Here is a 24,832-nt window from a genome sequence, read left to right on the forward strand (position 1 = left end):
TCTCGTCACTCAGGGACATAGCTTCTCTACGCTCCGTGACGACCAGCGGCTATGCCGGCACACACCGCGCCCGGAAGGTTGCGGACCGTACCGGAAGCGGATTACACGCGTATTGCCGTGATGGTCAGTTGTCGGTGGATCCCGTCGTCAAAATCACGTTCCGCAACGGCTCCCGGTTCACGTAACGGTTCAACTGATCGGTGACGAGGCGCTTGGCGCGCGGCAGGAAGGCCGAGGTGGGGCCGCCGACATGAGGGCTGATCAGGACTCCGGGCGCCTGCCACAAGGGGTGTCCGGCCGGCAGCGGCTCGGGGTCGGTGACGTCCAGGGCGGCGGTGAGGCGACCGCTCTCCAGTTCGGCGAGGAGGGCCTTGGTGTCCACCACGGGCCCGCGTGCGATGTTCACGAGCAGGGCGCCGTCCCTCATCCGCGCGAGGAACTCCGCGTCGACCAGGCCACGCGTGGTGTCCGTGAGGGGCGTGGCGAGGATGACGACATCGGCTTCCGGAAGCAGATGCGGCAGTTCGGTGAGCGGATGCACGGGACCGCGCGCCGAGGCGCGCCCGGAGCGCGCGACGCGCGCCACCCGCGCAACCTCGAAGGGCACGAGCCGGTCCTCGATGGCCGAACCGATGGCACCGTAGCCGACGATGAGGACGGACTTGTCGGCGAGGGCCTGGTGGAAGCCGCTCTGCCAGTGCTCCTGCCGCTGGGCCCGGACGAACCCCGGGATGCCGCGCAGGGACGCCAGGGTGAGGGTGAGCGCGAGTTCGGCGGTGCTCGCCTCGTGCACCCCGCGCGCGTTGCAGAGCTGCACGCCGGGGGCGATCAGGTCGAGGGCCGCGGTCATGTCGTCGACACCGGCGGTGAGGGTCTGGATGAGGCGGACGTTGCGCATCCCCCGCAGCGGGCGCACCTTGACGGGCTGCCGCTTCATGTAGGGGACGACGTAGACGGCGCAGTCGGCGGGGTCGGCGGGAAAGTCCTGGTCGCCGTCCCAGAAGAGGTAGTTGGGGCCTTCCGGGAGCCCCTGGATCTCGGCCGGGGGGATGGGGAGCCACACGTCGGAGGTCATGGGCAGGAGGCTATGTCAGAGGTGTTCGGGCGACCGGGTTAGGTTGGGGACCCAAGAAGGAGGTTCACGGGCTGGTGGAGCGCAGGACGATCGGCGCGGGGGCGCTCGCGGTGGGGGCCGTCGGACTCGGGTGCATGCCGATGAGCTGGGCGTACAGCGGGTCGCGGCAGCGGGGTGACGAGTCGTCGAGAGCGGTGCACCGGGCGCTGGACCTGGGCGTGACGCTGCTTGACACCGCCGACATGTACGGCCCGTTCACCAACGAGCTGCTGCTGGGGCGGGTGCTCAGGGAGCGGCGGGCGGAGGCCTTCGTGTCGACGAAGGTGGGGCTGCTGGTGGGCGACCAGCACATCGTGGCGAACGGCCGCCCCGGCTATGTGAAACGGGCGTGTGACGCGTCGCTGCGCCGGCTGCAGACCGACGTCATAGACCTCTACCAGCTGCACCGCGCCGATCCCGAGGTTCCCGTCGAGGAGACCTGGGGCGCGATGGCGGAACTGGTGCAGGCGGGGAAGGTGCGGGCGCTGGGGTTGTGCGCCGTGGGGGCGCGCGGGGGGCGCAGGTCCGGCGCGCGGCTGCATGACGCGACCCTGCGGCAGCTTCAGCGGGTGCAGCAGGTGTTTCCGGTGAGCGCGGTGGAGGCGGAACTGTCGGTGTGGTCGCCGGAGGCGCTGGAGTCGCTGCTGCCGTGGTGTGCGGCGCGGGGGGTGGGGTTCCTCGCGGCGATGCCGCTCGGCAACGGCTTCCTGAGCGGGACGCTCACGCCGGGTGAGGGGTTCGAACCCGACGACCTGCGGGCGCGGCATCCTCGCTTCACGGCGGAGATGATGGCGGCGAACCAGCCGATCGTGGCGGGACTGCGGAGGGTTGCGGGCCGGCAGGGGGGCGGTGGTGTCACCGCGGCTCAGGTGGCGCTGGCGTGGGTGCTGGCGCAGGGGGCGCATGTGGTGCCGGTGCCGGGGGCCAAGCGGGGGCGGTGGGTGGCCGAGAACGCGGGTTCCGCGGAGGTCCGGCTGTCGGTGGAGGATCTGGCGGAGCTGGGTGGGTTGCCTGCTGCGCAGGGCTCTTGGGACTGAACGGTTTGAGAAAGCGCCGGGTTCTGCCGGTGGTTCGGTGCGGCGCCGTGGGGGCTGGTCGCGCAGTTCCCCGCGCCCCTTGCGGGGCGCTGTCAGCCGGCGTTGGCATCATGATCCGCCCGGCAGCCTCACGCCCCTTACGGGGCGCCGCCCCTGGCGGGGCGCGTTGTACTACCGTCGGGCGGGGGTGTCGGGGGCTGTTCGAAGGGATCGGGATCGTGCGACGTCGAGGTGTGGTCGCCCTGTTGGCTGCGGCTGGGCTCCTGCTGGTGGCGGGGTGTTCCTCCGGGGGCGGGGATCTGCCCACGCCGTCCTGGGCCGGGGGGTCGTCGGCGAGTGGTTCCGGGGCGGCCTCCGCGTCCGCCGGGGCATCGGACTCGGCCGCGCCCGCCAAGGGGTCGGTCACGGTGGTGCGTACGGTCGCCGAGGGGCTGAAGTCGCCGTGGGGGCTGGCGGCGCTGCCGGACGGGGCAGGGCTGCTGGTGTCCGACCGGGACGACGGGACGATCAGCAAGGTCGACGAGAAGACCGGGAAGATCACGGAACTGGGGGTCGTCTCCGGGGTGTCCGCGGCCGGTGAGGGGGGTCTGCTGGGGATCGCGCTCTCCCCCGACTTCGCCTCGGACCACATGATCTACGCGTACTTCACGTCGGCCTCCGACAACCGGATCGTCCGCATGCTCTGGGACGAGAGCAAGCCGGCCAAGGAGCAGCTGGGCGCTCCCGACACGATCTTCAAGGGGATCCCCAAGGGGTTCATCCACAACGGCGGGCGGATCGCCTTCGGCCCGGACGGCATGCTCTACGCGGGGACCGGGGAGAGCGGGCAGCGGGGGCTCGCGCAGGACAGGAAGTCGCTCGGCGGCAAGATCCTGCGGCTGACGCCGGAGGGCGACCCGGCCCCCGGCAACCCGTTCCCGGACTCCCCCGTCTACACCTACGGCCACCGCAACGTGCAGGGCCTCGCCTGGGACGACAAGCAGCGGCTGTTCGCCTCGGAGTTCGGGCAGGACACCTGGGACGAGCTGAACGCGATCAAGCCCGGCGGCGACTACGGCTGGCCGGACGCGGAGGGGAAGTCGTCCGACCCGAAGTACGTCAACCCGATCGCGCAGTGGCACACCGACGACGCGTCCCCGAGCGGCATCGCCTACGTCGGCGGCGTCATCTGGATGGCGGGGCTGAAGGGCCAACGGCTGTGGCGCATCCCGCTGGACGGCACGACCGCCGCCGCGGCTCCGCAGGCCTTCCTCACCGGCGAGTACGGCCGCCTGCGCACGGTCGTGGCGGCCGGCGGCGACAAGGTGTGGCTGGTGACCAGCAACACCGACGGCCGGGGCAAGCCGAAGACGGGCGACGACCGGATCCTGGAGCTGACGGTGAAGTAGGCGGGGCCGGGGCGGTACCGCTCACGCCCCGCCGTCTCCCGCCCCGCCGTCCCCGGAGTCCGCGTCGGGGTCCGCCTCGGAGTCGGAGCCGGTGTCCGTCGCGGGCTCCTCCTGCGGAAGCCGTATGACGACCTTGCCGGACGCGAGGTCTATCGGCCCGCGCCCGGGATCCGTGTCCCCCACGTCCTCGCGGGTGAGCTCCAGCCGCTTCTGCTCCTCGTGGGTGTGTTTGCGGCCGGGTGCGAACAGCTCCTCGAACATGTTGAACACGGTGCCTCCTCTGCCGGTCCCCTACCTGGTCGGGTCGAGGGCCTCGGCGGGGAACATCCCCAGTCTGTGTGCCACCGCCGCCGCCTCGCCCCTTCCTGCAACGCCCAGCTTGCCCAGAATGTTCGAGACGTGGACGCTCGCGGTCTTCGGGGAGATGAAGAGCTCCTCGGCTATCTGGCGGTTGGTACGGCCGGCCGCGACCAGGCGCAGGACGTCGCGCTCCCGGCTGGTGAGGCCGAGGCGCTCGGCGGGGTCGAGGGTCCGGCGGGCGGCGGCTCGGGTGGTGAGGGTGAGGCGGGCGCGCTGGGCGAGGAGGGCGACGGCCTCGGCGAGCGGGCGGGCGCCGAGGTGGTCGGCGACGGCCCCGGCCAGCCGGAGCAGTTCCGTCGCGCGGTCGCGTTCGTCGTCGCCGGTGGCCTCTTCGAGCAGGGCCTGGGCGAGGCGGCGGCGGACCCGGGCGAGGTCGTAGGGGCGGTCCAGGCGCTCGAAGCCGGTGACCACGTCCGACCAGACGGTGGCGGTGCCGGTACCCCGGGCGCGGTGCAGCTCGGCGCGGGTCCAGCGCTCGTACGCCTGCCACAGGGGCGCGCCGGTGGTGAGCTTGCGGGCGGCCTCGGCGAGCCGGTCGAGCGCCTCGGCACGGCCCTCGGCCGCCGCGGGCACGGCGCGGGCGTCGGCCTCGGCGGTCGCGGCGGCCAGCAGCAGGGGCCAGCCGTAGCGGTGGGTGCCGGGCGGGAAGCCGGCCGCCAGGGCGCGGTCCAGTTCGGCGCGGGCGTCGAGGATCCTGCCCTCCTCGGCGGCGACGCCGATCGCGATCCGGGCGACCGGCAGCTGGGCCTGGGGCATCGGGTCGTGGGTGCCGTAGTGGGCGCGCGCGACGGCCAGCCGGCGGGCGGCTTCGGCCGTGTCCCCCCGGGCGAGGGCGATATGGGCGAGTTGCAGGGCGCCGGCGCCCCGGGGCTTGGCGCTGGCCGCGGAGCCGAGGGCGCCGGCGGCTGCTTCGGCGGCCTCGTCCCACTGGCCGAGCGCGTACAGCGACTCGGAGAGGTTGCCCCAGACCCATGCCTCGGAGTCCAGCAGGCCGTATCTGCGGGCGAAGGCGATGCCCTCGCGCTGGACCGGCACGGCCTCGCGGGAGCGGCCCACCGACTCCAGCTCGGAGGGGAGGTTCGTGTAGGCGCGGCCCGCGACATGGGCGACGCCCTCCTGGAGGGCCGCGTCCTTGACCCGCTCCAGCTCCGCGAGGCCGTCCTCGACGTCGCCCGCGTCGACCATGAGGGTGCCCAGGGTGACGCGCGCGTTGAGTTCGATCTCCCGGGCGCCCACCATCCGCGCGTACTCCACGGCCCGTTCGGCGGCGGCGAAGGCCTCGGGGCCCGGCTCGTGCAGCATGGACCAGGCGGCGGCGTTGGCCAGCACGTCGGCGTGCACCTCGGACGGCGGGAGGCCACGCACCAGGTCCTGGGCGGTGCCGAGCTCCTGCCAGCCGTCGCCGCGGGCCAGGCCCTGGACCAGCCGGGAGCGCTGCACCCAGAACCAGGCGGCGCGCTGCGGGTCGTGCTCGTCCTGGAGGATCCGCAGCGCCTTCTTGGTGATCTTCAGGGCGCGTTCGCGCTCCCCGCAGAAACGGCCCGCGACGGCCGCCTCCGCCATCAGGTCGAGGTAGCGCAGCGGAGTGGTGGCGGGATCGCAGCCGCAGGGAGGGTAGACGTCGGTGTAGTCGACGGGGCGCAGGGCCGCGCGGACCTCCTCGGGGGCGGTGTCCCACAGCTCCATCGCCCGCTCCAGGAGCCGCAGTTGCTCGCTGTAGGCGTGCCGGCGGCGGGCCACGACGGAGGCGTCGAGGGCGGCGGGCAGGGCCTTGGCCGGGTCGTGGGCCTGGTACCAGTAGCTGGCCAGGCGGGTCACGCGCGCGTCGGCCGGCACCAGCTGGGGATCGGCCTCCAGTGCCTCGGCGTAGCGGCGGTTGAGCCGGGAGCGTTCGCCGGGCAGCAGGTCGTCGGCGACGGCCTCGCGGACCAGGGAGTGCCGGAAGCGGTAGCCGTCGCCGGCGGGGGTGGCGGTGAGGAGGTTGGCGCCGACGGCGGCCCGCAGCGCCTCGATGAGGTCGTCCTCGGCGAGCTGGGCGACGGCGGCGAGCAGCCGGTACTCGACGGTGGAGCCGCCCTCGGCGACGATCCGGGCGACCCGCTGGGCGCTCTCGGGCAGCGCCTCCACCCGGACCAGGAGCAGGTCGCGCAGGGAGTCGGTGAGCCCGGTGCAGCAGCCCTCGGCGCCGGCCACGGCCAGCTCCTCGACGAAGAAGGCGTTGCCGTCGGAGCGTTCGAAGATGTCGTCGACCTGGGCGGGGTCGGGTTCGGCGGCGAGGATGCCGGCGATCTGGCGGCCGACCTCCTCGCGGGTGAACCGGGCGAGTTCGAGGCGGCGGACGGTGCGCAGCCGGTCGAGTTCGGCGAGCAGGGGGCGCAGCGGGTGGCGGCGGTGGATGTCGTCGGAGCGGTAGGTGGCGAGGACGACGAGCCGACCGGTGCGCAGGGTGCGCAGCAGGTAGGCGAGGAGATGGCGGGTGGAGGCGTCGGCCCAGTGCAGGTCCTCCAGGGCGACGACCACCGTGCGCTCGGCGGCGACCCGTTCGAGCAGGCGCGCGGTGAGTTCGAAGAGGCGGGCCATGCCCTGTTCGTCGTGGCGGCCGGAGGTGGCCTCGCCGAGCTCGGGCAGCAGCCGGGCCAGCTCGTCCTCCTGGCCGGCGGCGGCCTCGGCCAGTTCGTCGGGCAGGGCGGCCCGCAGCGCGCGCAGGGCGGTGGAGAAGGGGGCGAACGGCAGGCCGTCGGCGCCGATCTCCACGCAGCCGCCCAGGGCGACGACCGCGCCCCTGCGGCAGGCGGCGGTGGCGAACTCCTCGACCAGCCGGGTCTTGCCGACGCCGGCCTCGCCGCCGAGCAGCAGCGCCTGCGGCTCGGCGGCCCCGGCACGCTCCAGCGCGTCGTTCAGTGTGTCCAACTCGTCGTTGCGGCCTACGAACACGGGACTCACGGACCTGGTTTCCACAGGCCAGAGCATCGCATGGGGCCCGGAGTCCACGGCAGCGGTTTTCCACAGCACCGGTGCGCTTGTCGTACCAGTGAACGGGGACGGGGACGGGGACGGGGGAAGCCGGTGGCCGACCCCCGTGCGGCCACCGGCTTCCCGGTTCGAGGTTCCCGGGCGGTCTGCCCCGCCCGGGCGTCCCGTGTTCACGCGGCGCGCGGGAGCCGGCGCCGGCCACGGCGGTCGGTATGGGCCTCCGGTGCCGCCGCGGCGGCTCCCGCCGCCGCGGCGCCCCCTGCCGTCCCGGCCGCCCGGGCCTCGCGGCGGGCGGCGCGGCGGGAGCGGACGACCTCGCGGACGAGGCGGGCGTCGTCGGCCTGCCGGCGCAGTTCGGCGGAGCGGATCCGGTGGAGTTCGTACGCGAACATGGTGGTGTCCCTTGTGAGAGTGGGTGGTTGTGCATCGCTTTCCGCGATGCCTCCACCTTCGTCTCCCAGGGGGGTGCGCCACATCGGGAGAGTTCCGCATCTTCGCGGGGCCGCCGGACCCCGGGGACGCGTAAGGGGCCTCAGACCGTCCGTAAGGTGCTTACGGACGCCCTAAGGCCCCTTCCGACCTGGGCTTCTGCCCTGAGCCTGCGCAGTCGGCCCAGCCGGCTCAGCTGGTCGACGGCAGTCCGAGGAGCGCGTCGGAGTACTTGAGGACGGCCAGCAGCAGGCCGATGACGCCGAGCGCGACACCCGCCCAGGCGACCGACTTGATCCACGGCGCCTGGGGCTTGCCGGGGGTGCCGAACGCGGGCCGGGCCAGCACCACGACGGCGGTGAGCAGCGCGGCCAGCGCGAAGAAGCCGGCCCACAGCGCGGTGGTCGCCCACGCGTCGCCGTACACCTCCTTGACCTGCTTGGCGACGCTCGCGGTCGACGAGGTCTGGAGCTGGCCGACGAGGGTCTCGCGGGCGGCTGCCACCGTACCGATCCAGCCACCCGTGAGGGAGACCAGGCCGAGCACGACGGAGACGACGGCACCGGCGCCCTGGCCGACGCCGGACGGGCCCTCGGCCTCGGCCAGCTCCGCGGCAAGGTCGGCGTCGTCCGCCAGGTCCTCGTCGTCCTCGTCGTCGGCGGCGTCGACGGCGTTCTGCGCGTTCGCCGTGGTCGACGCGTTCGCCGCGGCGAGGTCGGCGTCCTTGCCGTCGGCGGCCCCGGTCGCGGCCCCGGTCTCCGACGCGTCGTCGGCGTTCTTGGTGACGCTCACCTTCTCGTCGTCGGTCGTCACTTCGGCGCCCGTCCCGGCACCGGTCTCGTCAGCTGTCTTGGTTCCCATGTCCGGCACCGTACGGATCCTGTCTGAGAGGCTTCTTAATGATCGTTCGCTGTGACACGCGCGCGTGCTTCACGCCATTCCGGAGCGAGGATCGACCACACCTCCAGGTCGTGCCGTAGGCCACCATAGGGGTGCGCCTGACGGCGTACGCCATCGCGGGTCATCCCCAGCCGCCGGGCGACGTTCAGGCTGGGCTCGTTGCCCGAGGCGGCGACCCACTCGATGCGGTGGATGCCGCGCTGCTCGACCGCGAAGTCGAGCAGGACCCGCATCGCGCGCGTGACGAGTCCCCGCCCGGTGCCGGCCGGCTCCAGCCAGCAGCCGACCTCGGTGTTCCCGTGCTCGGCGTCGAAGTTCAGGAAGAGCACCCCGCCGACGAGCGTGCCCTCCAGCCACAGGCCGTGCAGGGAGCCGGTGTCGGCGGCCCGCAGGTCGGCGTACCGCTGGAGCATGGCCCGTGCGGCCGGCACGTCCTTCTCCCTGGTGCCGAACGCGATGAACCGCCCGATGAACTCGCGCCCACGCTCCAGGTGGGCGAGGAACTCCTCGGCGTGCCAGGGCTCCAGCGGGCGCAGTTCGGCGCCGTCGTCACCCAGGGATATCGCGTACATCGTGCTTCTCCAGTTCCACCACGTCCTTCACCGGCGCGTCGAGCCTCTCATGCGCGGCGCGCCTCCCGTGCGTCAGTCGAACTGGTCGCCGAGCGCCATCACCATGGTGCCCAGGATCATCAGCCAGAGGGCCCAGCGGGTGCGACCGCGGGACCCGAGCACCGCCGCGAACACGCACACGGCGGCTCCGGAGCCGTAGGCGGCGGGCACCAGCGCGGGCACGCCCCCGCCCACTCTCATCAGCGCGGCGGTGAGCCCCATCAGGGTCAGCAGCGCCCCGGTCACGGTGGCGGTCCAGCGGGCCTGACGAGCGTCCTCGTAGAAGTCCTCGTCCTCGTCGTCCGCGGCCTCCACCCCGGGTATCTCGGGTTCGGCGTCGGATTCGGCGTGTGTGGTCATGGCGGGCGAGCGTAGTACCCGCACCTGAGGAAAACGGCTGCGAACCAGGTGAACAACTGCTAGCTTCCGCTGGTCAGCCCTGACCGGCCCCTCGCCGGCGACCGAAGCGGGTGCATTGTTTGTCGGTTCGAACGCTCTCCTACGCATCGCCTTCCACTACGAAGATCACAAGGAGCCCGTTCAGCCATGTCCGACGCCGTCTCTCCCGCACCGTCGAAGGACGCCCCTCTCACTGACCGTCTGACCCTCCCCCGGTATCCGCTCAGCAGCACCTACGACGCCCGGTGGGCCGTCGAGAACCAGATGGGCCCGCACGCCCTGTGGCTGCTGGAGTGGCTGGCCCCTGCCCTGGGCCTGGACGCCCTTCGCCCGTGCGCGCGGGTGCTCGACCTGGGCTGCGGCCGGGCGATGACCTCGATCTTCCTGGCCAGGGAGTTCCACGCGCAGGTCACCGCCGCGGACCTGTGGGTCGGGCCCGACGACAACGCCCGGCGGATCGCCGAGGCGGGGTTCGCCGACCGCGTGCAGCCGGTGCACGTGGAAGCGCACGACCTGCCCTTCGCCGAGGGCAGCTTCGACGCGATCGTCTCCGTCGACGCGTACCACTACTTCGGCACCGCCGACCTCTATCTGCCCACGCTCACCCGGCTGCTGAAGCCCGGCGGCCGGATCGGGGTCGTCGTGCCCGCGGTGCGCGAGGAACTGGCCGGATCCGAGCCGCCCGAGCACCTGAAGGCGCACTGGGACCCCGGTTTCTGGGCGTTCCACTCCCCCGGCTGGTGGCACCGGCACTGGACCCGCAGCGGGGCCGTGCAGGTCGAGGCCGCCGACTGGCTGGAGGACGGCTGGCGCGACTGGCTGCTGTGGAGCGAGGTGTGCGCCGCGGAGAGCCCGGACCCGGAGATGGCCCGGATGGCCCGGGAGTCGGTGGAGCTGATCGAGGCGGACCGCGGACAGCTGCTCGGCTTCGCCCGGATCGTGGGCCGCCGCCTGTGACGCGGTACGGCCCCGGAGGCGCTGCCTCCGGGGCCGTACCGGTGCCTGCTGCGGTCGCTCAGCCCTCGCTGACGCCCAGCTTCTCCAGGATCAGCTCCTTGACGCGGGCCGCGTCGGCCTGGCCGCGGGTCGCCTTCATGACCGCGCCGACCAGGGCGCCGGCCGCGGCCACCTTGCCGCCGCGGATCTTGTCGGCGACGCCCGGGTTGCCGGCGATGGCCTCCTCGACGGCGGCGGTGAGCGCGCCCTCGTCGGAGACGACCTTCAGGCCGCGCTTGTCGACGACCTCGTCCGGGGTGCCCTCGCCCGCGAGGACGCCCTCGATGACCTGCCGGGCCAGCTTGTCGTTGAGGTCGCCCTTCGAGACCAGCTCGGTGACCCGGGCGACCTGCGCCGGGGTGATCGCCAGCTCGTCGAGCGAGGTGCCCGACTCGTTGGCGCTGCGGGCCAGTTCGCCCATCCACCACTTGCGGGCGGAGGCCGCGTCGGACCCGGCGTCGATGGTGGCGACGATCAGGTCCAGCGCACCGGCGTTGATGATCGCCTGCATGTCGAAGGCCGAGATGCCCCACTCGGCGAGCAGCCGGGTGCGGCGGGCCAGCGGCATCTCCGGCAGCGCGGCGCGGATCTCCTCGACCCACGCGCGCGAGGGCGCCACGGGGACCAGGTCGGGCTCCGGGAAGTACCGGTAGTCCTCGGCCTCCTCCTTCACGCGGCCGGAGGTCGTGGACCCCGTGTCCTCGTGGAAGTGCCGGGTCTCCTGGATGATCGTCCCGCCGGAGGAGAGCACGGCCGCGTGCCGCATGATCTCGAAGCGGGCCGCGCGCTCCACGGACCGCAGCGAGTTCACGTTCTTCGTCTCCGAGCGGGTACCGAACTTCGCGGTGCCGTTCGGGCGCAGCGACAGGTTCACGTCGCAGCGCATCTGACCCATCTCCATGCGGGCCTCGGACACGCCGAGCGCCCGGATGACCTCGCGCAGCTCACGGACGTACGCCCGCGCGACCTCGGGAGCGCGCTCGCCGGCGCCCTCGATCGGCTTGGTGACGATCTCGATGAGCGGGATGCCCGCGCGGTTGTAGTCGAGCAGGGAGTGGGACGCGCCGTGGATACGGCCGGTGGCGCCGCCGACGTGCGTCGACTTGCCGGTGTCCTCCTCCATGTGCGCGCGCTCGATCTCCACGCGGAAGGACTCCCCGTCCTCCAACTGCACGTCGAGGTAGCCGTTGAAGGCGATCGGCTCGTCGTACTGGGAGGTCTGGAAGTTCTTCGGCATGTCCGGATAGAAGTAGTTCTTCCGGGCGAAGCGGCACCACTCGGCGATCTCGCAGTTCAGCGCGAGGCCGATCTTGATCGCGGACTCGACGCCGGTCGCGTTGACGACCGGGAGCGCGCCGGGCAGGCCGAGGCAGGTCGGGCAGGTCTGCGAGTTGGGCTCGGCGCCCAGCTCGGTCGAACAGCCGCAGAACATCTTCGTCTTGGTGCCGAGTTCGACATGGACCTCAAGGCCCATGACGGGGTCGTAGGACGCCAGCGCGTCCTCGTACGACACCAGGTCGGTCGTGGTGGTCACGGTGAAACTTCCCTCTCAGCCCAGCAGGACGTCGTCGTCGCCCAGCCGCTTCAGCTCGCGGTACAGCAGGGCGAAACCGGTGACGATCGCGACGGCGGACACGGTGGCGTCGATGAGCCGCAGCGTGTCGTGCTCGGCGCGGGCCTTCTTGATCTGCTTGGCGACGCCGACCGCGCCGAACGCGGTGGTGGCCATGGACAGGTACGTACCGGACTTCGACTTCTTGAAGCCCTTGGCCTTCGACAGTGCGTTGCTCACAGCGACGGTGCCTCCTCCAGGAGCGGGTGCCCCCACCTTTCCACGAAGGCGGCCTCGACGGCGGCGCCGACCTTGTAAAGCCGGTCGTCCTTCAGCGCCGGGGCGATGATCTGCAGACCCACCGGGAGGTTGTCCTCCGGGGCGAGACCGCAGGGCAGCGACATCGCCGCGTTGCCCGCGAGGTTCGTCGGGATGGTGCACAGGTCGGCCAGGTACATCGCCATCGGGTCGTCGGCGCGCTCGCCGATCGCGAAGGCGGTGGTCGGCGTCGTGGGCGACACGATCACGTCCACCTGCTCGAAGGCCTTCTCGAAGTCCCGCGTGATGAGCGTGCGGACCTTCTGCGCGGAGCCGTAGTAGGCGTCGTAGTAGCCGGAGCTCAGCGCGTAGGTGCCGAGCATGATGCGGCGCTTGACCTCGGGGCCGAAGCCCGCCTCACGGGTGATCGACGTGACCTCTTCGGCCGAGTGCGTGCCGTCGTCACCCGTCCGCGCGCCGTAGCGCAGGCCGTCGAAGCGGGCCAGGTTGCTGGAGCACTCGCTCGGCGCGATCAGGTAGTACGCGGAGAGCGCCAGGTCGAAGGACGGGCAGTCCAGCTCGACGATCTCGGCGCCCAGTTCCTTCAGCAGCGCGACGGACTCGTCGAACCGCTGGATGACGCCGGCCTGGTAGCCCTCGCCGCGGAACTGCTTGACGACGCCGACCCGCATGCCCTCGACGCTGCCGTTGCGGGCGGCCTCGACGACCGGCGGGACAGGCGCGTCGATGGAGGTGGAGTCCAGCGGGTCGTGCCCGGCGATGACCTCGTGCAGGAGGGCCGCGTCCAGGACCGTACGGGCGCAGGGCCCGCCCTGGTCCAGGGAGGACGAGAACGCGACCATGCCGTACCGCGACACGGCCCCGTAGGTCGGCTTGACGCCCACCGTGCCGGTGACGGCGGCCGGCTGGCGGATGGAGCCGCCGGTGTCGGTGCCGATGGCGAGCGGCGCCTGGAAGGAGGCGAGGGCGGCGGAGGAGCCGCCACCGGAACCGCCGGGGATCTTGGTCAGATCCCACGGGTTGCCGGTCGGCCCGTACGCGCTGTTCTCGGTGCTCGACCCCATGGCGAACTCGTCCATGTTGGTCTTGCCGAGGATGACCACGTCGGCGGCCTTCAGCCGCTTGGTGAGCGTGGCGTCGTACGGCGGGATCCAGCCTTCGAGGATCTTCGAGCCGACGGTGGTCGGGATGCCCTCGGTGGTGAAGATGTCCTTGAGCGCGAGCGGGACGCCGGCGAGCGGGCCGAGCTTCTCGCCCTTCGCCCGCTTCTCGTCGACGGCGCGCGCCTGCGCCAGGGCGCCCTCGCGGTCGACGTGCAGGAAGGCGTGCACCTTCTCGTCGACGGCCTCGATCCGGGCGAGGTGGGCCTCGGCGACCTGCACGGCGGTGAGCTCACCGGAGGCGATCTTCGCGGCGGTCTCGGCGGCCGTGAGCTTGATGATGTCCGTCATGGCTGTCTAGTCCTCCCCCAGGATCTGCGGCACCTTGAAACGCTGCTGCTCCTGGGCCGGGGCGCCGGAGAGCGCCTGCGCGGGGGTGAGCGAGGGACGGACCTCGTCCGCGCGCATGACGTTCGTCAGCGGCAGCGGGTGCGAGGTCGGCGGTACGTCTTGGTCGGCGACCTCGCTGACGCGGGCGACCGCGCCGATGATGTCGTCCAGCTGGCCGGCGAAGTGTTCGAGTTCTTCGGGCTTCAGCTCCAGACGCGCCAGCCGGGCGAGGTGGGCGACCTCCTCGCGCGTGATGCCAGGCATGCAGCGTTCCTCTGGGGTGAGTGTGTGTGGTTTGGAGCCAATCCTATGGGGCACGGCCGGGTACCCGTTAAACGGTTTCCGTGGCGGGTGGTCTCGTTCAGACGAGGAACAGCAGCGCGGCGCTGATCAGGACGACGACCGCGGTGGCGAAGTGGATCCCGAAGGCGACGGCCCGGGTGCCGCCGTGCCGCAGGACTGTCAGCGTGTCGCCGAGCGGTACGAGGGCCACGCAGAGCATGAACCAGGCCTCGGCGTGCGCTCCGACGAAGGCCAGCAGCGCGAGCCCCACGACGCCGAGCGTGCCGTCCCTGAGGCCTTTGACGGAGAGATAGGCGCCCGCGTCGCCCGTCGGGTCGGCGGGCACGCCGTATCCGGCGGCTGCGGGCCCCGGCTGGAACAGGAACCGGTAGCCGAGGAACAGGCAGAACAGGTCGAGCAGGACGGCGAGGGTGTAGGCGGTGACGGTCATGGCGGCCCCCTGTTGATTGATTTCTAGCATCGCTAGGACTGATAGCGACGCTAACAGAGCGTCGACAGATTGGCTAGCGCTGCTAGAATCCGGAGCATGTCGATTCAGAACCGCCGGGAACGCGAACGGGCAGAGCGCGAGCAGCTGATCGTCACGGCCGCGCGCGAACTCGCCGAGAGCGAAGGCTGGGACGCGGTGACGACCCGCCGCCTGGCCGCCGAGATCGAGTACAGCCAGCCGGTCCTCTACAGCCACTTCAAGGGCAAGGACGCGATCATGGCGGCGGTGGCCGTCCAGGGTTTCGCGGAGATGGCGACGGAGCTGCGGGCAGCCCGCGCGGCGGCGAAGGGCGTGCGGGAGTCGCTGGCGGCGGTGGCGGAGACGTACACGTCGTTCGCCCGCAGGCGCCCCGCGCTGTACGACGCGATGTTCACCCACCGGGTGGATCTGCCGTTCGCGACCCAGGAGGCCCCGGAGGCCCTGTGGGCGGCGTTCGGTGAGCTGCTGCGGGCGGTCGAGCCGGTCGCCACGGGCGACGACGACCCCGGCATCCTGACGGAGACGTTCTGGGCGGGCCTGCACGGCCTGGTGACCCTGACCCGCAGCGGTCGCCTGCCGGAGGAGGCCCACGAGGAGCGGCTGAGGCTACTGATCGGCCACTTCGTCACTCCGTAAGGGCAGCCCCCTGTGCTTGGAGGCGCGAGGAACTGCGCGACGCCCGCCCGTCCGGAAACGGTGAACGGGTGGGCAGGCGGACGGGCGGACGGGTGGACGGGTGGACGGGTGGACGGGTGGGAAAACTACTCGGCGGCCGGCAGAGCCGCCCGTGGCCGCTGCCACCCCCGCGACCCCCGCGCCAGCAACCACGCCGTGGTCTCCTCCGGCGGCATCGCGGCGGCGACCAGCCACCCCTGCACGGCGTCACACCCCAGATCCCGCAGCCGCTCCCACGTCTCGTCGTCCTCCACCCCCTCCGCGACCACCAGCAGCCCCAGCGAATGCGCGAGGTCGACCGTGCAGCGCACGATCTCCGCGTCCTCGTTGTCCACCGCCAGCCGGGCCACGAAGGACCGGTCGATCTTCAGCTCGCTCACCGGCAGCCGCCGCAGATGCACGAGGGACGAGTACCCGGTGCCGAAGTCGTCCAGCGACATCTTCACGCCGTGCCCGTTCAGCCCCGCGAGGGTGTCGGCGGCCCGCTGCGGGTCTTCGAGCAGCACGTGCTCGGTTATCTCCAGCTGGAGCGCCCCGGCCGGCACCCCGTGCCGCGCCAGCCGCGCCGCCACCAGGCCCGCGAACCCCGGCGTGTGGACGTCGCGCGGCGAGACGTTGACCGCCACCGGCACCCGCAGCCCCTGCGCCCGCCATGCGGCGACCTGCCCGAGCGCGGTCTCCAGTACGTACTCCGTCAGATGGGGCATCAGCCCGGACGACTCGGCGATCGCTATGAACTCGTCCGGCGGCACCTTGCCCCGCTCGGGGTGCACCCACCGCACCAGCGCCTCGAGACCGGCCACCTGCCCGTCGAAACGGACCTTCGGCTGGTAGTGCAGCTGCACCTCGTGGGCGTCCAGGGCGCGCCGCAGGTCGCCCAGCAGGCCCAGCCGGTCGGGGGTGTTGGAGTCCCGCTTGGACTCGTAGACCTCGACGCCGGTACGGTCCCGCTTCGCCTGGTACATCGCCACGTCCGCCCGGCGCAGCAGCCCCTCCGCGTCGAGCGCGTGGTCGGGGAAGACGGCAACCCCCGCGCTGGCCTCCAGGACGAGGGTGAGGCCGTCGAGGTCGAGCGGCGAGGAGAGGGCCGTGACCAGGCCGCGGGCCACCCGGGTGGCCGAGGTCGTGGAGTCGGCGACCGGGAGTAAGACCGCGAACTCGTCGCCGCCGAGCCGGGCCGCCTCCGCACCGCGCGGCAGCGCGGCCCGCAGCCGGTCGGCTATCTGGAGGAGCAGCCGGTCACCGGCGAGATGACCGAGCGTGTCATTGACCGAACGGAACCGGTCGAGGTCGATCAGCATGAGGGCGGAGCGGGCGCCGATGCGTTCGGCGTCGTCGAGGGCGGTCCAGATCCGCTCCAGGAGCCACTGCCGGTTGGGCAGTCCGGTCAGCGGGTCGCGCAGCTGTTCCTCGGCGCGGGCCCGGGCTATCCACAGGGTGGAGTCGAGGGCGACCAGCGGGATGGAGAACAGCGGCAGCAGCAGCGGCTGGGCGACGGCGACCACGCAGATCAGCGGGGCGATGCCGAGCAGGGCGACGGCGACCAGGCCCTGGCGCATCAGGGCGGTGCGGGCGACGGTGGGCAGGCCGCCGCCGCGCGGTGCGTGCAGGTACCAGAGCAGGGCGCGGGTGACGGCGAGGTAGGCCGCCGCGACGAGCACGACCTCGGGGGCGGTGGCGACGCTCCAGCTGCCCGGGTTCCAGGGCGACTCGACGGTCGGGACCCGTCCGCAGACGAGGAGCACCAGGGCGCCGGCCCCGATGCCGAGGATGTCCACCGCGCCGTGCAGGACGCCCTGCCGCCAGCGGTGGCGCCGGGCTATGCCGACCAGGACGACGACGGTGAGGCTGACCATGCCGGCCGGCACCCAGCCGTAGAGCAGGAGGACGGCGAGGGTGAGGGCGGCGCCGGAGCCGGTGCCGCCCCACCAGCGGGCGCGGCCGAGCAGGACGAGGTGGCCGACGATGATGCCGGTCAGCACGGCCAGCGACCAGCCGACCGTGCCGGACGGGAAGAGGGCGTGGTCGTCGGAGAACGCGCGGTAGAAACCGGCGCCGAGGACGAAGGCGGCGGCAGCGACGACTCCGGCGGGCAGCGCGGGCCAGGACAGGTGCCGTTCGTGTTCGGTGCCGACCAGGCCGGGCGGCGGTTCGACGGCGGCCAGCGGCAGCGGGTCGCGCGCGTCCGCCGCGCCGCTCACCGCCGACCTGCCCGGCACACCCGGCGGACCGGGGCGCCGGTCGCCCCGCGCCGCCCACCGGCTCCCCCGCCATGCGCACGCCCGGCGGCGCAGCGGCAGCCGGGCGCCCGTGGCGGCGCTCTCGGTCGGTTCCATTCCCGTCCCTCTCACAGCCGGCGGTGCCCACGCCGTGCGGTCCGTGCCCTGCCGGAGCACGGGAATGCCCCGACCGCAGCTGGGCACGGCAGGCGCACGCCTCAACAGTAGGCCGCAGAAGGCTTCCACGGGCAGCGGTCGACGACGGTTGCCCGATTGCACCCCGGCCACCCGTATGCATCTGATATGCACCGAACGGGTGGCCTTCAACCACTACTCCTCGGTCGGAAGGGCGACTTCGGCCGCGGCGTCCGGTCCCTGCTCCAAAAGGACGACAAATCCGTCCTCGTTCAGGACAGGAACCTTCAGCTGCATCGCCTTGTCGTACTTGGATCCGGGGTTGTCACCCACGACCACGAACGCGGTCTTCTTCGACACCGAACCGGTCACCTTGGCCCCGCGGCTCTGCAGCGCGTCCTTGGCGCCGTCCCGCGTGTAGTGCTCCAGGGTTCCGGTCACGACGACGGTGAGGCCCTCCAGCGGACGCGGTCCCTCGTCCTCTCCGGTGGACTCGTCCTCCAGCGGGACTCCAGCGGCCTTCCACTTTCGGATGATCTCGCGGTGCCACTCCTCGGCGAACCACTCCGTGAGCGCGGTCGCGATGATGCCGCCGACGCCGTCGATGTTCGACAGCTCCTCCTCGGTGGCCTGTTCGATGCGGTCGATGGAGCGGAACTCGCGGGCCAGCGCCTGGGCGGCGACCGGTCCGACGTGCCGGATGGACAGGCCGTTGAGGAAGCGGGCGAGCGGGCGGGTCTTGGCCTCCTCGATCTTCTGGAGCAGCGCGAGGGTGTTCTTCTTCGGCTCGCCCTTCTGGTTGGCGAAGACCGTGACGACCTTCTCCTCGCCGGTCTTGGGGTCGCGCTTGGGCAGCCCGCTGTCCGGGTCGAGGACGTACGCCTTGATGGGCAGCAGCTTCTCGACGGTGAGGTCGAACAGGTCGCCCTCGTCGACCAGCGGCGGGTCGGCGGGCTCCAGCGGCCGGGTGAGGGCCGCCGCCGCGACCCCGCCGAAGTGCTCGATGTCCAGGCACTCGCGGCCCGCGAGGTAGGACACCCGCTCTCTCAACTGGGCGGGACACGCGCGCGCGTTGGGGCAGCGGAGGTCGATGTCGCCCTCCTTCATGGGCCGCAGCGGCGTCCCGCACTCCGGGCACTCGGCCGGCATCACGAACTCCCGCTCGCTGCCGTCGCGCAGGTCCACGACCGGGCCGAGGATCTCCGGGATGACGTCACCGGCCTTGCGCAGCACCACGGTGTCGCCGATCAGCACGCCCTTGGCCTTGACGACCTCCTGGTTGTGCAGGGTGGCGAACTCCACCTCGCTGCCGGCCACGGTGACCGGCTCGACCTGGGCGTACGGGGTGACCCGCCCGGTGCGGCCGACGCCCACCTTGATGTCGATCAGCTTGGTGTTGACCTCTTCCGGCGCGTACTTGTACGCGATCGCCCACCGGGGGGCCCGGGCCGTCGAGCCGAGCCGCCCCTGGAGCCGGATCTCGTCCAGCTTCACGACGACGCCGTCGATCTCGTGCTCCACGGAGTGCCGGTTCTCGCCGTAGTAGGCGATGAACTCCCGTACGCCGTCGAGGTCGTCGACCACCCTGTTGTGCGGGGAGGTGGGCAGGCCCCAGGTCTTCAGCAGGCCGTATGCCTCGGAGAGCCGGTTGAGGCCCTCGAAACCGGCCAGGGCGCCGATGCCGTGGACGACCATGTGCAGCGGGCGGGAGGCGGTGACCCGCGGGTCCTTCTGGCGCAGCGAACCGGCCGCCGCGTTGCGCGGGTTGGCGAACGGCTTGTCGCCGGCCGCGACCAGGCGTTCGTTGAGCTCGGCGAACTTCTCCATCGGGAAGTAGACCTCGCCGCGGATCTCGACCAGGTCGGGGACGCGCTCCCCGTCCAGCCGGTCCGGGATCTCCGCGATCGTACGGACGTTGGGCGTGATGTCCTCGCCGGTGCGGCCGTCGCCGCGGGTCGCCGCGCGGGTGAGGCGGCCGTGCTCGTAGGTGAGGTTGACGGCGAGGCCGTCGACCTTCAGCTCGCACAGGAAGTGGTACTCCTGCTCGCCGAGTTCCTTGTGGATCCGCTCGGCCCAGGCCGCGAGGTCGTCGTCGTTGAACGTGTTGTCCAGGGACAGCATCCGCTCGCGGTGCTCGACCGCCGTGAACTCCGTCTCGTACGCCCCGGCGACCTTCTGGGTCGGCGAGTCGGGCGTGCGCAGCCCGGGGTACTCGTCCTCCAGCGCCTCCAGCGACTTGAGGAGCTTGTCGAACTCCGCGTCGCTGACGACCGGGGCGTCCTTCACGTAGTACCGGAAGCGGTGCTCCTCGATCTGCTCGGCGAGCCGCGCGTGCTTCTCCCGTGCCTCGGCGGGCACCGCCGTCTCCGCCTGCTGCTTGTCGCCGGCCACCGTGTTCCTCCCGTTACTCTGGGTTGTCCGCGAGTGATCTCGCCGCCCGGACGCAGTGGGCGAGCGCCTCCCTGGCGTACGCGGGGGAAGCTCCCGCCAGCCCGCACGCCGGGGTGACCGTGACGGACTCCGCGAGAAGCCCCGGTCGCAGCCCCAGCCTGCGCCACAGCGTCCTGACACCCATGACGCTACCGGCAGGGTCTGACAATGCGGTGTCCGTGCCCGGCACGACACCGGCGAAGAGCCGGGTGCCGGCCTCCACCGCCTCGCCGATCACGTCGTCGTCACGTTCGGTGAGGAGCGAGAAGTCGAAGGAGACCGCGGCGGCTCCGGCGCGGCGGAGCAGGGCGAAGGGGACGTCCGGGGCGCAGGAGTGGACGACGACCGGGCCGTCGCCCTGCACGCCGAACACGTCGCGCAGGGTGGACTCGACGGCCTGCCGGTCGACCGCGCGGTGGGTGCGGTAGCCGGAGGCGGTCCTCACCTGGCCGCGCAGGACGGCGGTGAGCGACGGCTCGTCGAGCTGGAGCACCAGGCGGGCGCCGGGGACGCGCCGCCGCGTCTCGGCCAGGTGGAGGCGCAGTCCCTCGGCGAGGGAGGCGGCCAGGTCCCGGCAGGCGCCGGGGTCGGAGAGCGCCGACTCGCCGTTGCGCAGCTCCAGCGCGGCGGCGAGGGTCCAGGGGCCGACCGCCTGCACCTTCAGCGGGCCCGTGTACTCCTGGGTGAACTCCTCCAGCGCGTCCAGGTCCTCGCCCAGCCAGGACCTGGCCCGCCGGGTGTCCCGGCCCGGCCGGTCGCCGAGCCGCCAGCCGCTGGGCTCCACGCGCGCGTACAGCTCGACGAGCAGGCCGGCGGTGCGGCCGATCATGTCCGCGCCGGGGCCGCGGGCGGGCAGCTCGGGCAGGAAGGGGAAGTCCTCGAAGCTGCCGGTGGCGGTCTTGGCGGCCTCGCGGGCGTCGGTGCCGGGGAGGGAGCCGATGCCTGTGGCGGGGCCGAAGTCGGAGAGTGCGTTCACGTGAGGAGCCTATGCGGGGCGGGCGGTGCGGTGGGTTCCGGTGTGGGTGCGGATCTTGGTGCGCAGGGCCTGGGCCTCCGGCAGGCCCAGGTCGTCGAAGAGGTCCAGGGCCCGGCGCCAGGCGTCGAGCGCGGGGCCGGGCGCGCCCGCCGCCTCGTGGGTGTCGCCGAGATAGGTGAGGCCGATGGCCTCGCTGCGCAGGTCGCCCGTCTTGCGGAAGAGGGCGAGGGCCCGGTCGTAGCACTCCACGGCGGTGGTCCACCGGCCCAGGTGCCGGTGGATGTAGCCGAGGCTGTCCCAGGTGTGCGCCTGGCCGCTCAGGTCGCCCGTGGCCTGGACGAGCGGCAGGGCCTGCCGGCAGTAGTCGAGTGCCTCGCGCAGCTCGCCGAGTTCGGCGAGGTACCAGCCGATGTCGTTGAGGGCGACCGCCTGGCCGCCGCGGTCGTGCGCGAGCCGGAAGTGTTCGAGTGAGCGGCGCGCGTACTGCAGGGCCTCCCGGGGCGCGCCGTGCGCCCACGCCATCTTGGCCAGGTTCTGGCAGGTGCGCGCCTGGCCCGGGTGGTTGTCCAGGCGCCGGAAGAGGCCGAGGGAACGGGTGAGGTGGTGGCGGGCGCCGAGCGCGTCCCGCAGCTGGAAGCGGGCCAGGCCCAGGCCGCGGTGGGCGGCGGCCTGTCCGGCCAGGTCGTCGTGGTGCTCGGCCGCGCGCAGGGCGACGGTGTGGACGTCGGTGAGGGCCTGCCAGTTGCCCTGGCGTTCGAGGAACGTGGTCAGGGTCGCCGCCAGCTGCCAGGTGTGGGCGTCCAGGTCCGGGGCCGGGCGCTCCACGGCCGACAGCAGCACGGCCTGTTCGGCGATCAGCCAGGCCAGTGCCTCGTCGCAGTCCGCCAACGGCCGTGGCAGCGCGCCGGGTTCGGCCGGGGCCAGGGTCATCGGGTGGCGGCGCCGGGTCAGCAGGGCGTCGGCCGCGTAGGCCGTGTGCAGGTAGTGGTCCCGGACGCGGCGGCTCGCGGCCCGTACCGCCCGCGCGTCGTCGAACTCGGCGGCCAGTTCGACGGCATGGGCCCGCAGCAGGTCGTGGCAGGTGTAGCGGCCGGGGGTGGCCTCGGCCAGCAGGTGGGCCGCGGTCAGTTCGGCCACCGGCGCCCGCACCCGCCCCACGCACGTGCCGGCCAGCGCGGCGAGGGAGGTCAGGTCGGCGTCGGGGCCGGGATGCAGGCCGAGGAACCGGAAGAGCCGGGCCGCCGCCGGGCTGAGCGTACGGTACGACCAGTCGAAGACCGTCCGTACCGCGGTGGCCGGGTCACCGGTGTCCAGGGGGTCCAGGATCCGCTCGGCGGTGCGCAGTTCCTCGGCGGAACCGGCCAGCGACAGGTCGGGGCGGGCGGCGGAACGGGCGGCGACGACCGCGAGGGCCAGCGGCAGCCCGGCACACCGTACGACGATCTCGTCGACCGCGGCGGCCTCGGCGGCCACCCGGGCGGCGCCCAGCCGGGCGGCGAGCAGTTCGCGGCTCTCCTCGGCGCCGAGCAGGCCGAGGGCGAGCAGCCGGGCGCCCTCGGCGGCGGCGAGCCCGGCCAGCGGGGCACGGCTGGTCACCAGGGCCAGGCAGCCCGGCGCGCCGGGCAGCAGCGGCCGTACCTGGTCGGCGTCCCGGGCGTTGTCGAGGACCACCAGGACCCGGCGACCCGACAGCAGGCTGCGGTACAGGCCGACCTGGGCGTCGGGCGACTCCGGCACCCGGGTGGCCGGCACCCCGAGCGCCTCCAGGAATCCGCGCAGGGCACGGTCCGGGGCCAGGGGTGCGCCACTCGGGTCGTAGCCGCGCAGGTTCACGTACAACTGCCCGTCGGGGAAGGCCGGGTGCGCCTGCCGGGCCCAGTGCACGGCGAGTGCGGTCTTGCCGACGCCGCCCATGCCCGAGAGGGCGGACACCCCGACCGCCGCGGGATGCCGTCCGAGGTCCGCCAGCAGGGCGTCCAGCCGCGCGAGTTCGTCGACACGGCCGGTGAAACCGGGCGCTCCCGGCGGGAGTTGAGCGGGTGCGGTGTACGGGGTGCCGTCGCGGACGGGGGTCACCCGAGGTCCGGCGGGGGTGGTGCCTCGTTCTGCCGCCGGGGGGCCGGCCGGGTCCGGGCCGACGGGGATTGCCGGAGGTGCGGGGGCCGCAGGAGTGGCGGGGGTCGGCCGTACGGCCGCGGGGGGCGCCGGATGTCCGCCGGTGGGGAGCGGCTCGTGTGCGCCGACAAGGGCGGGGCCCGTGGGGTGGTCCCGGAGGATCCGCCGGTGGAGTTCCCACAGTCGGCGGCCGGGTTCCGTGCCGAGCTCCTCCACCAACCGCCGTCGGGTCTGGGCGTAGCAGCGCAGCGCCTCGCCGCTGTCGCCGGCCGCGTGCAGGGCCCGCATGAGGGCCTCCGCCAGGGGTTCCGTCAGCGGGTACTCGCCGAGCAGGTCCGTCAACTGGCCGACGACCGCGGCCGGGTCACCGCTGTGGATCTCGATGTCCGCGAGCCGTACTGCGGCGTCCACGCGCTGCCGCCGCCAGGTCTCGCGCATCCGGGCGGGCCAGGTCCCGGGCAGTCCCGCGAAGGGCTCGCCGCGCCACAGGGCGAGTGCCTCGCGCAGCTGCGCGGCACGGGTGCGGCCGGGCAGCGCGTCGTCGCGGGCGGTCGCCGCCAGCCGCTGGAAGCGGTGCAGGTCCACGCTGTCGGGGTCGAGGTCGAGCTGGTAGCCGCCGGCGCGGCGCAGCACCGGTAATCGCCCCTCGCCACTGTCGTCGAGGCGCTCCGCCAGCCGCCGGATGCGGGCGATGTGCGCGTACAGGGCGCGGCGGGCGCCCTCCGGCGGGTCGGCGCCCCAGACCCGGTCGACGAGCGCCTCCACCGGCACCGGCCGGCCGACGTCCACGGCCAACGCGGCGAGCACCGCCCGGCGTTGGGGTGGACCGAGATCCACCGGCGCCTCGCGCACGAGCACTTCCACCGGTCCCGACAGACACAACCGCAGCATTGAGCCCACCCCCGTCCGCCCCGTTTTCACAGTCTCCTCACATACGTGGGCTGGGCGACAACCTTTCGGCAAAGAATCGGCCCATGCGCGCAACCCACCCTGGTCCGGGCGGTGCCGCGCCGGTCTGTCGGCGTGTCGCACCCGCCACCGCACCCCGGTCCGGCACCGGACGGGGCTCACACGTGACCACGGGGGTAGACACGTGCACCGATCGGAGAGGGCGACCGCGACCGCCCCGGTACCGCCACCGAACAGACCAGCGGGGACGGTGTCCTCGGCCGGCCCCGACGGACCCCTGTCCGGTGCGGCCGGGCGGGGGGTTCTGGAGGGGGCCTTCGCGTTGCTGTACGCCGTGCAGCAGGAGCAGGGCGCCGGGGTGACCGCGCTGGCGGAGGTGTGCGGTCTTCCCAAGACGACCGCGTACCGGCTGCTCGACCAGCTGGCGGAGCTGGGCGCCGTGGAGCGCAGCGCGGGCCGTTACCGCATCGGACCGGGCATGTTCCGGCTGGGCCAGGGCTGGCAGCCGCATCCGGGGCTGCGGCCGGCGGCCCGGCGTCCGCTGCGGCGGCTGGCGGCCGTCACCGGGACGACGGTGGCCCTCGCCGTGCTGCACCGGGGGCAGACGCTGGTCCTGGACTGGACGGCGCCCGCGGACGTGCCGTGCCCGCTGCCCGACGACCGGCCGGTCTGGCCCTGGTACACGGCGGCCGGCAAGGTCCTGGCCGCCTGGGCCCGCACCGGTCCTGCGCCCGGCCCGCTGCCCCGGACCTGGCCGGGAGAGGCCGCGCGGATCCGCGAGACCGGGGCCGCCTACGACCGCGAGGAGGTGCTGGAGGGGGTGTGCTGCGCCGCCGTCCCGGTGGCCGCGCCGGGCGGTGTCCCGGTGGCGGCGCTGTGCCTGCTGACCGGCCCCGGACACCACCTGGAACGCCTCGCCGACACGGCCCACCGGGCGGCGTCGGCCGTCACGGCCGGGCTCGGCCGCCGCTGACCCGGTCGCTCGCCCCGCCGCCCGTTCCGTTCAGCGGCACAGCGGGCGACAGGGCCCGGCCCGCTCCGCAGTCTGGGTCGGGCATCGCGGACCTGCACCG

The 24,832-nt window shown here is 73.1% G+C and carries 21 protein-coding genes; 5 read left to right on the top strand and 16 right to left on the bottom strand.

The features are described 5' to 3' along the window. Nucleotides 1-124: 124 nt before the first annotated feature. Nucleotides 125-1,075, bottom strand: a complete 951-nt coding sequence (locus AB0D74_RS12035) for a 2-hydroxyacid dehydrogenase (RefSeq protein ID WP_362583728.1) — start codon at nt 1,073-1,075, stop codon at nt 125-127. Nucleotides 1,076-1,149: 74 nt separating this feature from the next. Between AB0D74_RS12035 and AB0D74_RS12040 the strand changes: the two genes are divergently transcribed. Together AB0D74_RS12040 and AB0D74_RS12045 are read left to right on the top strand one after the other, a co-directional pair. Further along, nucleotides 1,150-2,151, top strand: a complete 1,002-nt coding sequence (locus AB0D74_RS12040; protein ID WP_362583731.1) for an aldo/keto reductase — start codon at nt 1,150-1,152, stop codon at nt 2,149-2,151. 233 nt (nt 2,152-2,384) lie between these two features. Beyond that, nucleotides 2,385-3,539 (top strand): PQQ-dependent sugar dehydrogenase, encoded by a 1,155-nt coding sequence (locus tag AB0D74_RS12045; RefSeq protein ID WP_362584229.1) that lies wholly within the window; start codon nt 2,385-2,387, stop codon nt 3,537-3,539. A 21-nt stretch (nt 3,540-3,560) separates the two neighbouring features. Here the strand turns inward: AB0D74_RS12045 and AB0D74_RS12050 are convergent, their stop codons facing one another. From AB0D74_RS12050 to AB0D74_RS12075, 6 genes are all read right to left on the bottom strand, one after another. After that, a complete protein-coding gene (locus AB0D74_RS12050; RefSeq protein ID WP_362583734.1) occupies nt 3,561-3,809 on the bottom strand; it encodes a DUF6191 domain-containing protein in 249 nt (82 codons plus the stop codon). Nucleotides 3,810-3,830: 21 nt separating this feature from the next. Next, nucleotides 3,831-6,869 (bottom strand): AAA family ATPase, encoded by a 3,039-nt coding sequence (locus AB0D74_RS12055; protein WP_362583737.1) that lies wholly within the window; start codon nt 6,867-6,869, stop codon nt 3,831-3,833. 173 nt (nt 6,870-7,042) lie between these two features. Beyond that, on the bottom strand, nt 7,043-7,264 hold the full coding sequence (locus tag AB0D74_RS12060) for a hypothetical protein (RefSeq protein WP_362583740.1): 222 nt from the start codon (nt 7,262-7,264) through the stop codon (nt 7,043-7,045). A 229-nt stretch (nt 7,265-7,493) separates the two neighbouring features. Next, complete coding sequence (locus AB0D74_RS12065; RefSeq protein ID WP_362583743.1) at nt 7,494-8,162, bottom strand: hypothetical protein; 669 nt, start codon at nt 8,160-8,162, stop codon at nt 7,494-7,496. A 35-nt stretch (nt 8,163-8,197) separates the two neighbouring features. Beyond that, complete coding sequence (locus tag AB0D74_RS12070) at nt 8,198-8,773, bottom strand: GNAT family protein (protein ID WP_362583746.1); 576 nt, start codon at nt 8,771-8,773, stop codon at nt 8,198-8,200. A 72-nt stretch (nt 8,774-8,845) separates the two neighbouring features. Beyond that, complete coding sequence (locus AB0D74_RS12075) at nt 8,846-9,172, bottom strand: hypothetical protein (RefSeq protein ID WP_362583749.1); 327 nt, start codon at nt 9,170-9,172, stop codon at nt 8,846-8,848. A 186-nt stretch (nt 9,173-9,358) separates the two neighbouring features. Between AB0D74_RS12075 and AB0D74_RS12080 the strand changes: the two genes are divergently transcribed. Continuing rightward, nucleotides 9,359-10,168, top strand: a complete 810-nt coding sequence (locus tag AB0D74_RS12080) for a methyltransferase domain-containing protein (RefSeq protein WP_362583752.1) — start codon at nt 9,359-9,361, stop codon at nt 10,166-10,168. A 58-nt stretch (nt 10,169-10,226) separates the two neighbouring features. Here AB0D74_RS12080 and gatB read toward each other — a convergent pair whose 3' ends face one another. From gatB to AB0D74_RS12105, 5 genes are all read right to left on the bottom strand, one after another. After that, entirely contained in the window at nt 10,227-11,741 is a 1,515-nt protein-coding gene (gatB, locus tag AB0D74_RS12085; RefSeq protein ID WP_362583755.1) for an Asp-tRNA(Asn)/Glu-tRNA(Gln) amidotransferase subunit GatB, read from the bottom strand. 15 nt (nt 11,742-11,756) lie between these two features. Beyond that, the gene (locus AB0D74_RS12090; RefSeq protein WP_089098594.1) at nt 11,757-11,999 is read right to left on the bottom strand and encodes a hypothetical protein; all 243 of its coding nucleotides are present in this window, start codon (nt 11,997-11,999) and stop codon (nt 11,757-11,759) included. Then, on the bottom strand, nt 11,996-13,489 hold the full coding sequence (gene gatA, locus AB0D74_RS12095) for an Asp-tRNA(Asn)/Glu-tRNA(Gln) amidotransferase subunit GatA (protein ID WP_362583759.1): 1,494 nt from the start codon (nt 13,487-13,489) through the stop codon (nt 11,996-11,998). Before gatA ends, AB0D74_RS12090 begins: the two co-directional genes overlap by 4 nt. A 6-nt stretch (nt 13,490-13,495) precedes the next feature. Continuing rightward, nucleotides 13,496-13,792 carry an Asp-tRNA(Asn)/Glu-tRNA(Gln) amidotransferase subunit GatC gene (gatC, locus tag AB0D74_RS12100; RefSeq protein WP_067164579.1) on the bottom strand — a complete coding sequence of 99 codons (297 nt, stop codon included), beginning with the start codon at nt 13,790-13,792 and terminating at the stop codon, nt 13,496-13,498. 97 nt (nt 13,793-13,889) lie between these two features. Continuing rightward, nucleotides 13,890-14,261 carry a DUF4267 domain-containing protein gene (locus AB0D74_RS12105; protein WP_362583762.1) on the bottom strand — a complete coding sequence of 124 codons (372 nt, stop codon included), beginning with the start codon at nt 14,259-14,261 and terminating at the stop codon, nt 13,890-13,892. 96 nt (nt 14,262-14,357) lie between these two features. Between AB0D74_RS12105 and AB0D74_RS12110 the strand changes: the two genes are divergently transcribed. Continuing rightward, the gene (locus tag AB0D74_RS12110) at nt 14,358-14,936 is read left to right on the top strand and encodes a TetR/AcrR family transcriptional regulator (protein ID WP_362583765.1); all 579 of its coding nucleotides are present in this window, start codon (nt 14,358-14,360) and stop codon (nt 14,934-14,936) included. 125 nt (nt 14,937-15,061) lie between these two features. Here the strand turns inward: AB0D74_RS12110 and AB0D74_RS12115 are convergent, their stop codons facing one another. The 4 genes from AB0D74_RS12115 to AB0D74_RS12130 form a co-directional block, all read right to left on the bottom strand. Beyond that, a complete protein-coding gene (locus AB0D74_RS12115; protein WP_362583768.1) occupies nt 15,062-17,311 on the bottom strand; it encodes a bifunctional diguanylate cyclase/phosphodiesterase in 2,250 nt (749 codons plus the stop codon). A gap of 213 nt (nt 17,312-17,524) precedes the next feature. After that, nucleotides 17,525-19,720, bottom strand: a complete 2,196-nt coding sequence (gene ligA, locus AB0D74_RS12120; protein ID WP_362583771.1) for an NAD-dependent DNA ligase LigA — start codon at nt 19,718-19,720, stop codon at nt 17,525-17,527. Nucleotides 19,721-19,733: 13 nt separating this feature from the next. After that, nucleotides 19,734-20,735: a methionine synthase gene (locus AB0D74_RS12125; RefSeq protein WP_362583773.1), complete on the bottom strand. Its 1,002-nt coding sequence runs from the start codon at nt 20,733-20,735 to the stop codon at nt 19,734-19,736. Between the two features lie 9 nt (nt 20,736-20,744). Next, entirely contained in the window at nt 20,745-23,702 is a 2,958-nt protein-coding gene (locus AB0D74_RS12130) for a BTAD domain-containing putative transcriptional regulator (RefSeq protein WP_362583776.1), read from the bottom strand. 379 nt (nt 23,703-24,081) lie between these two features. Between AB0D74_RS12130 and AB0D74_RS12135 the strand changes: the two genes are divergently transcribed. After that, on the top strand, nt 24,082-24,732 hold the full coding sequence (locus AB0D74_RS12135) for a helix-turn-helix domain-containing protein (RefSeq protein WP_362583779.1): 651 nt from the start codon (nt 24,082-24,084) through the stop codon (nt 24,730-24,732). The last annotated feature ends 100 nt before the right edge of the window (nt 24,733-24,832 follow it).

This window comes from Streptomyces sp. NPDC048278 (genome assembly GCF_040652195.1).
Lineage (GTDB): Bacteria > Actinomycetota > Actinomycetes > Streptomycetales > Streptomycetaceae > Streptomyces.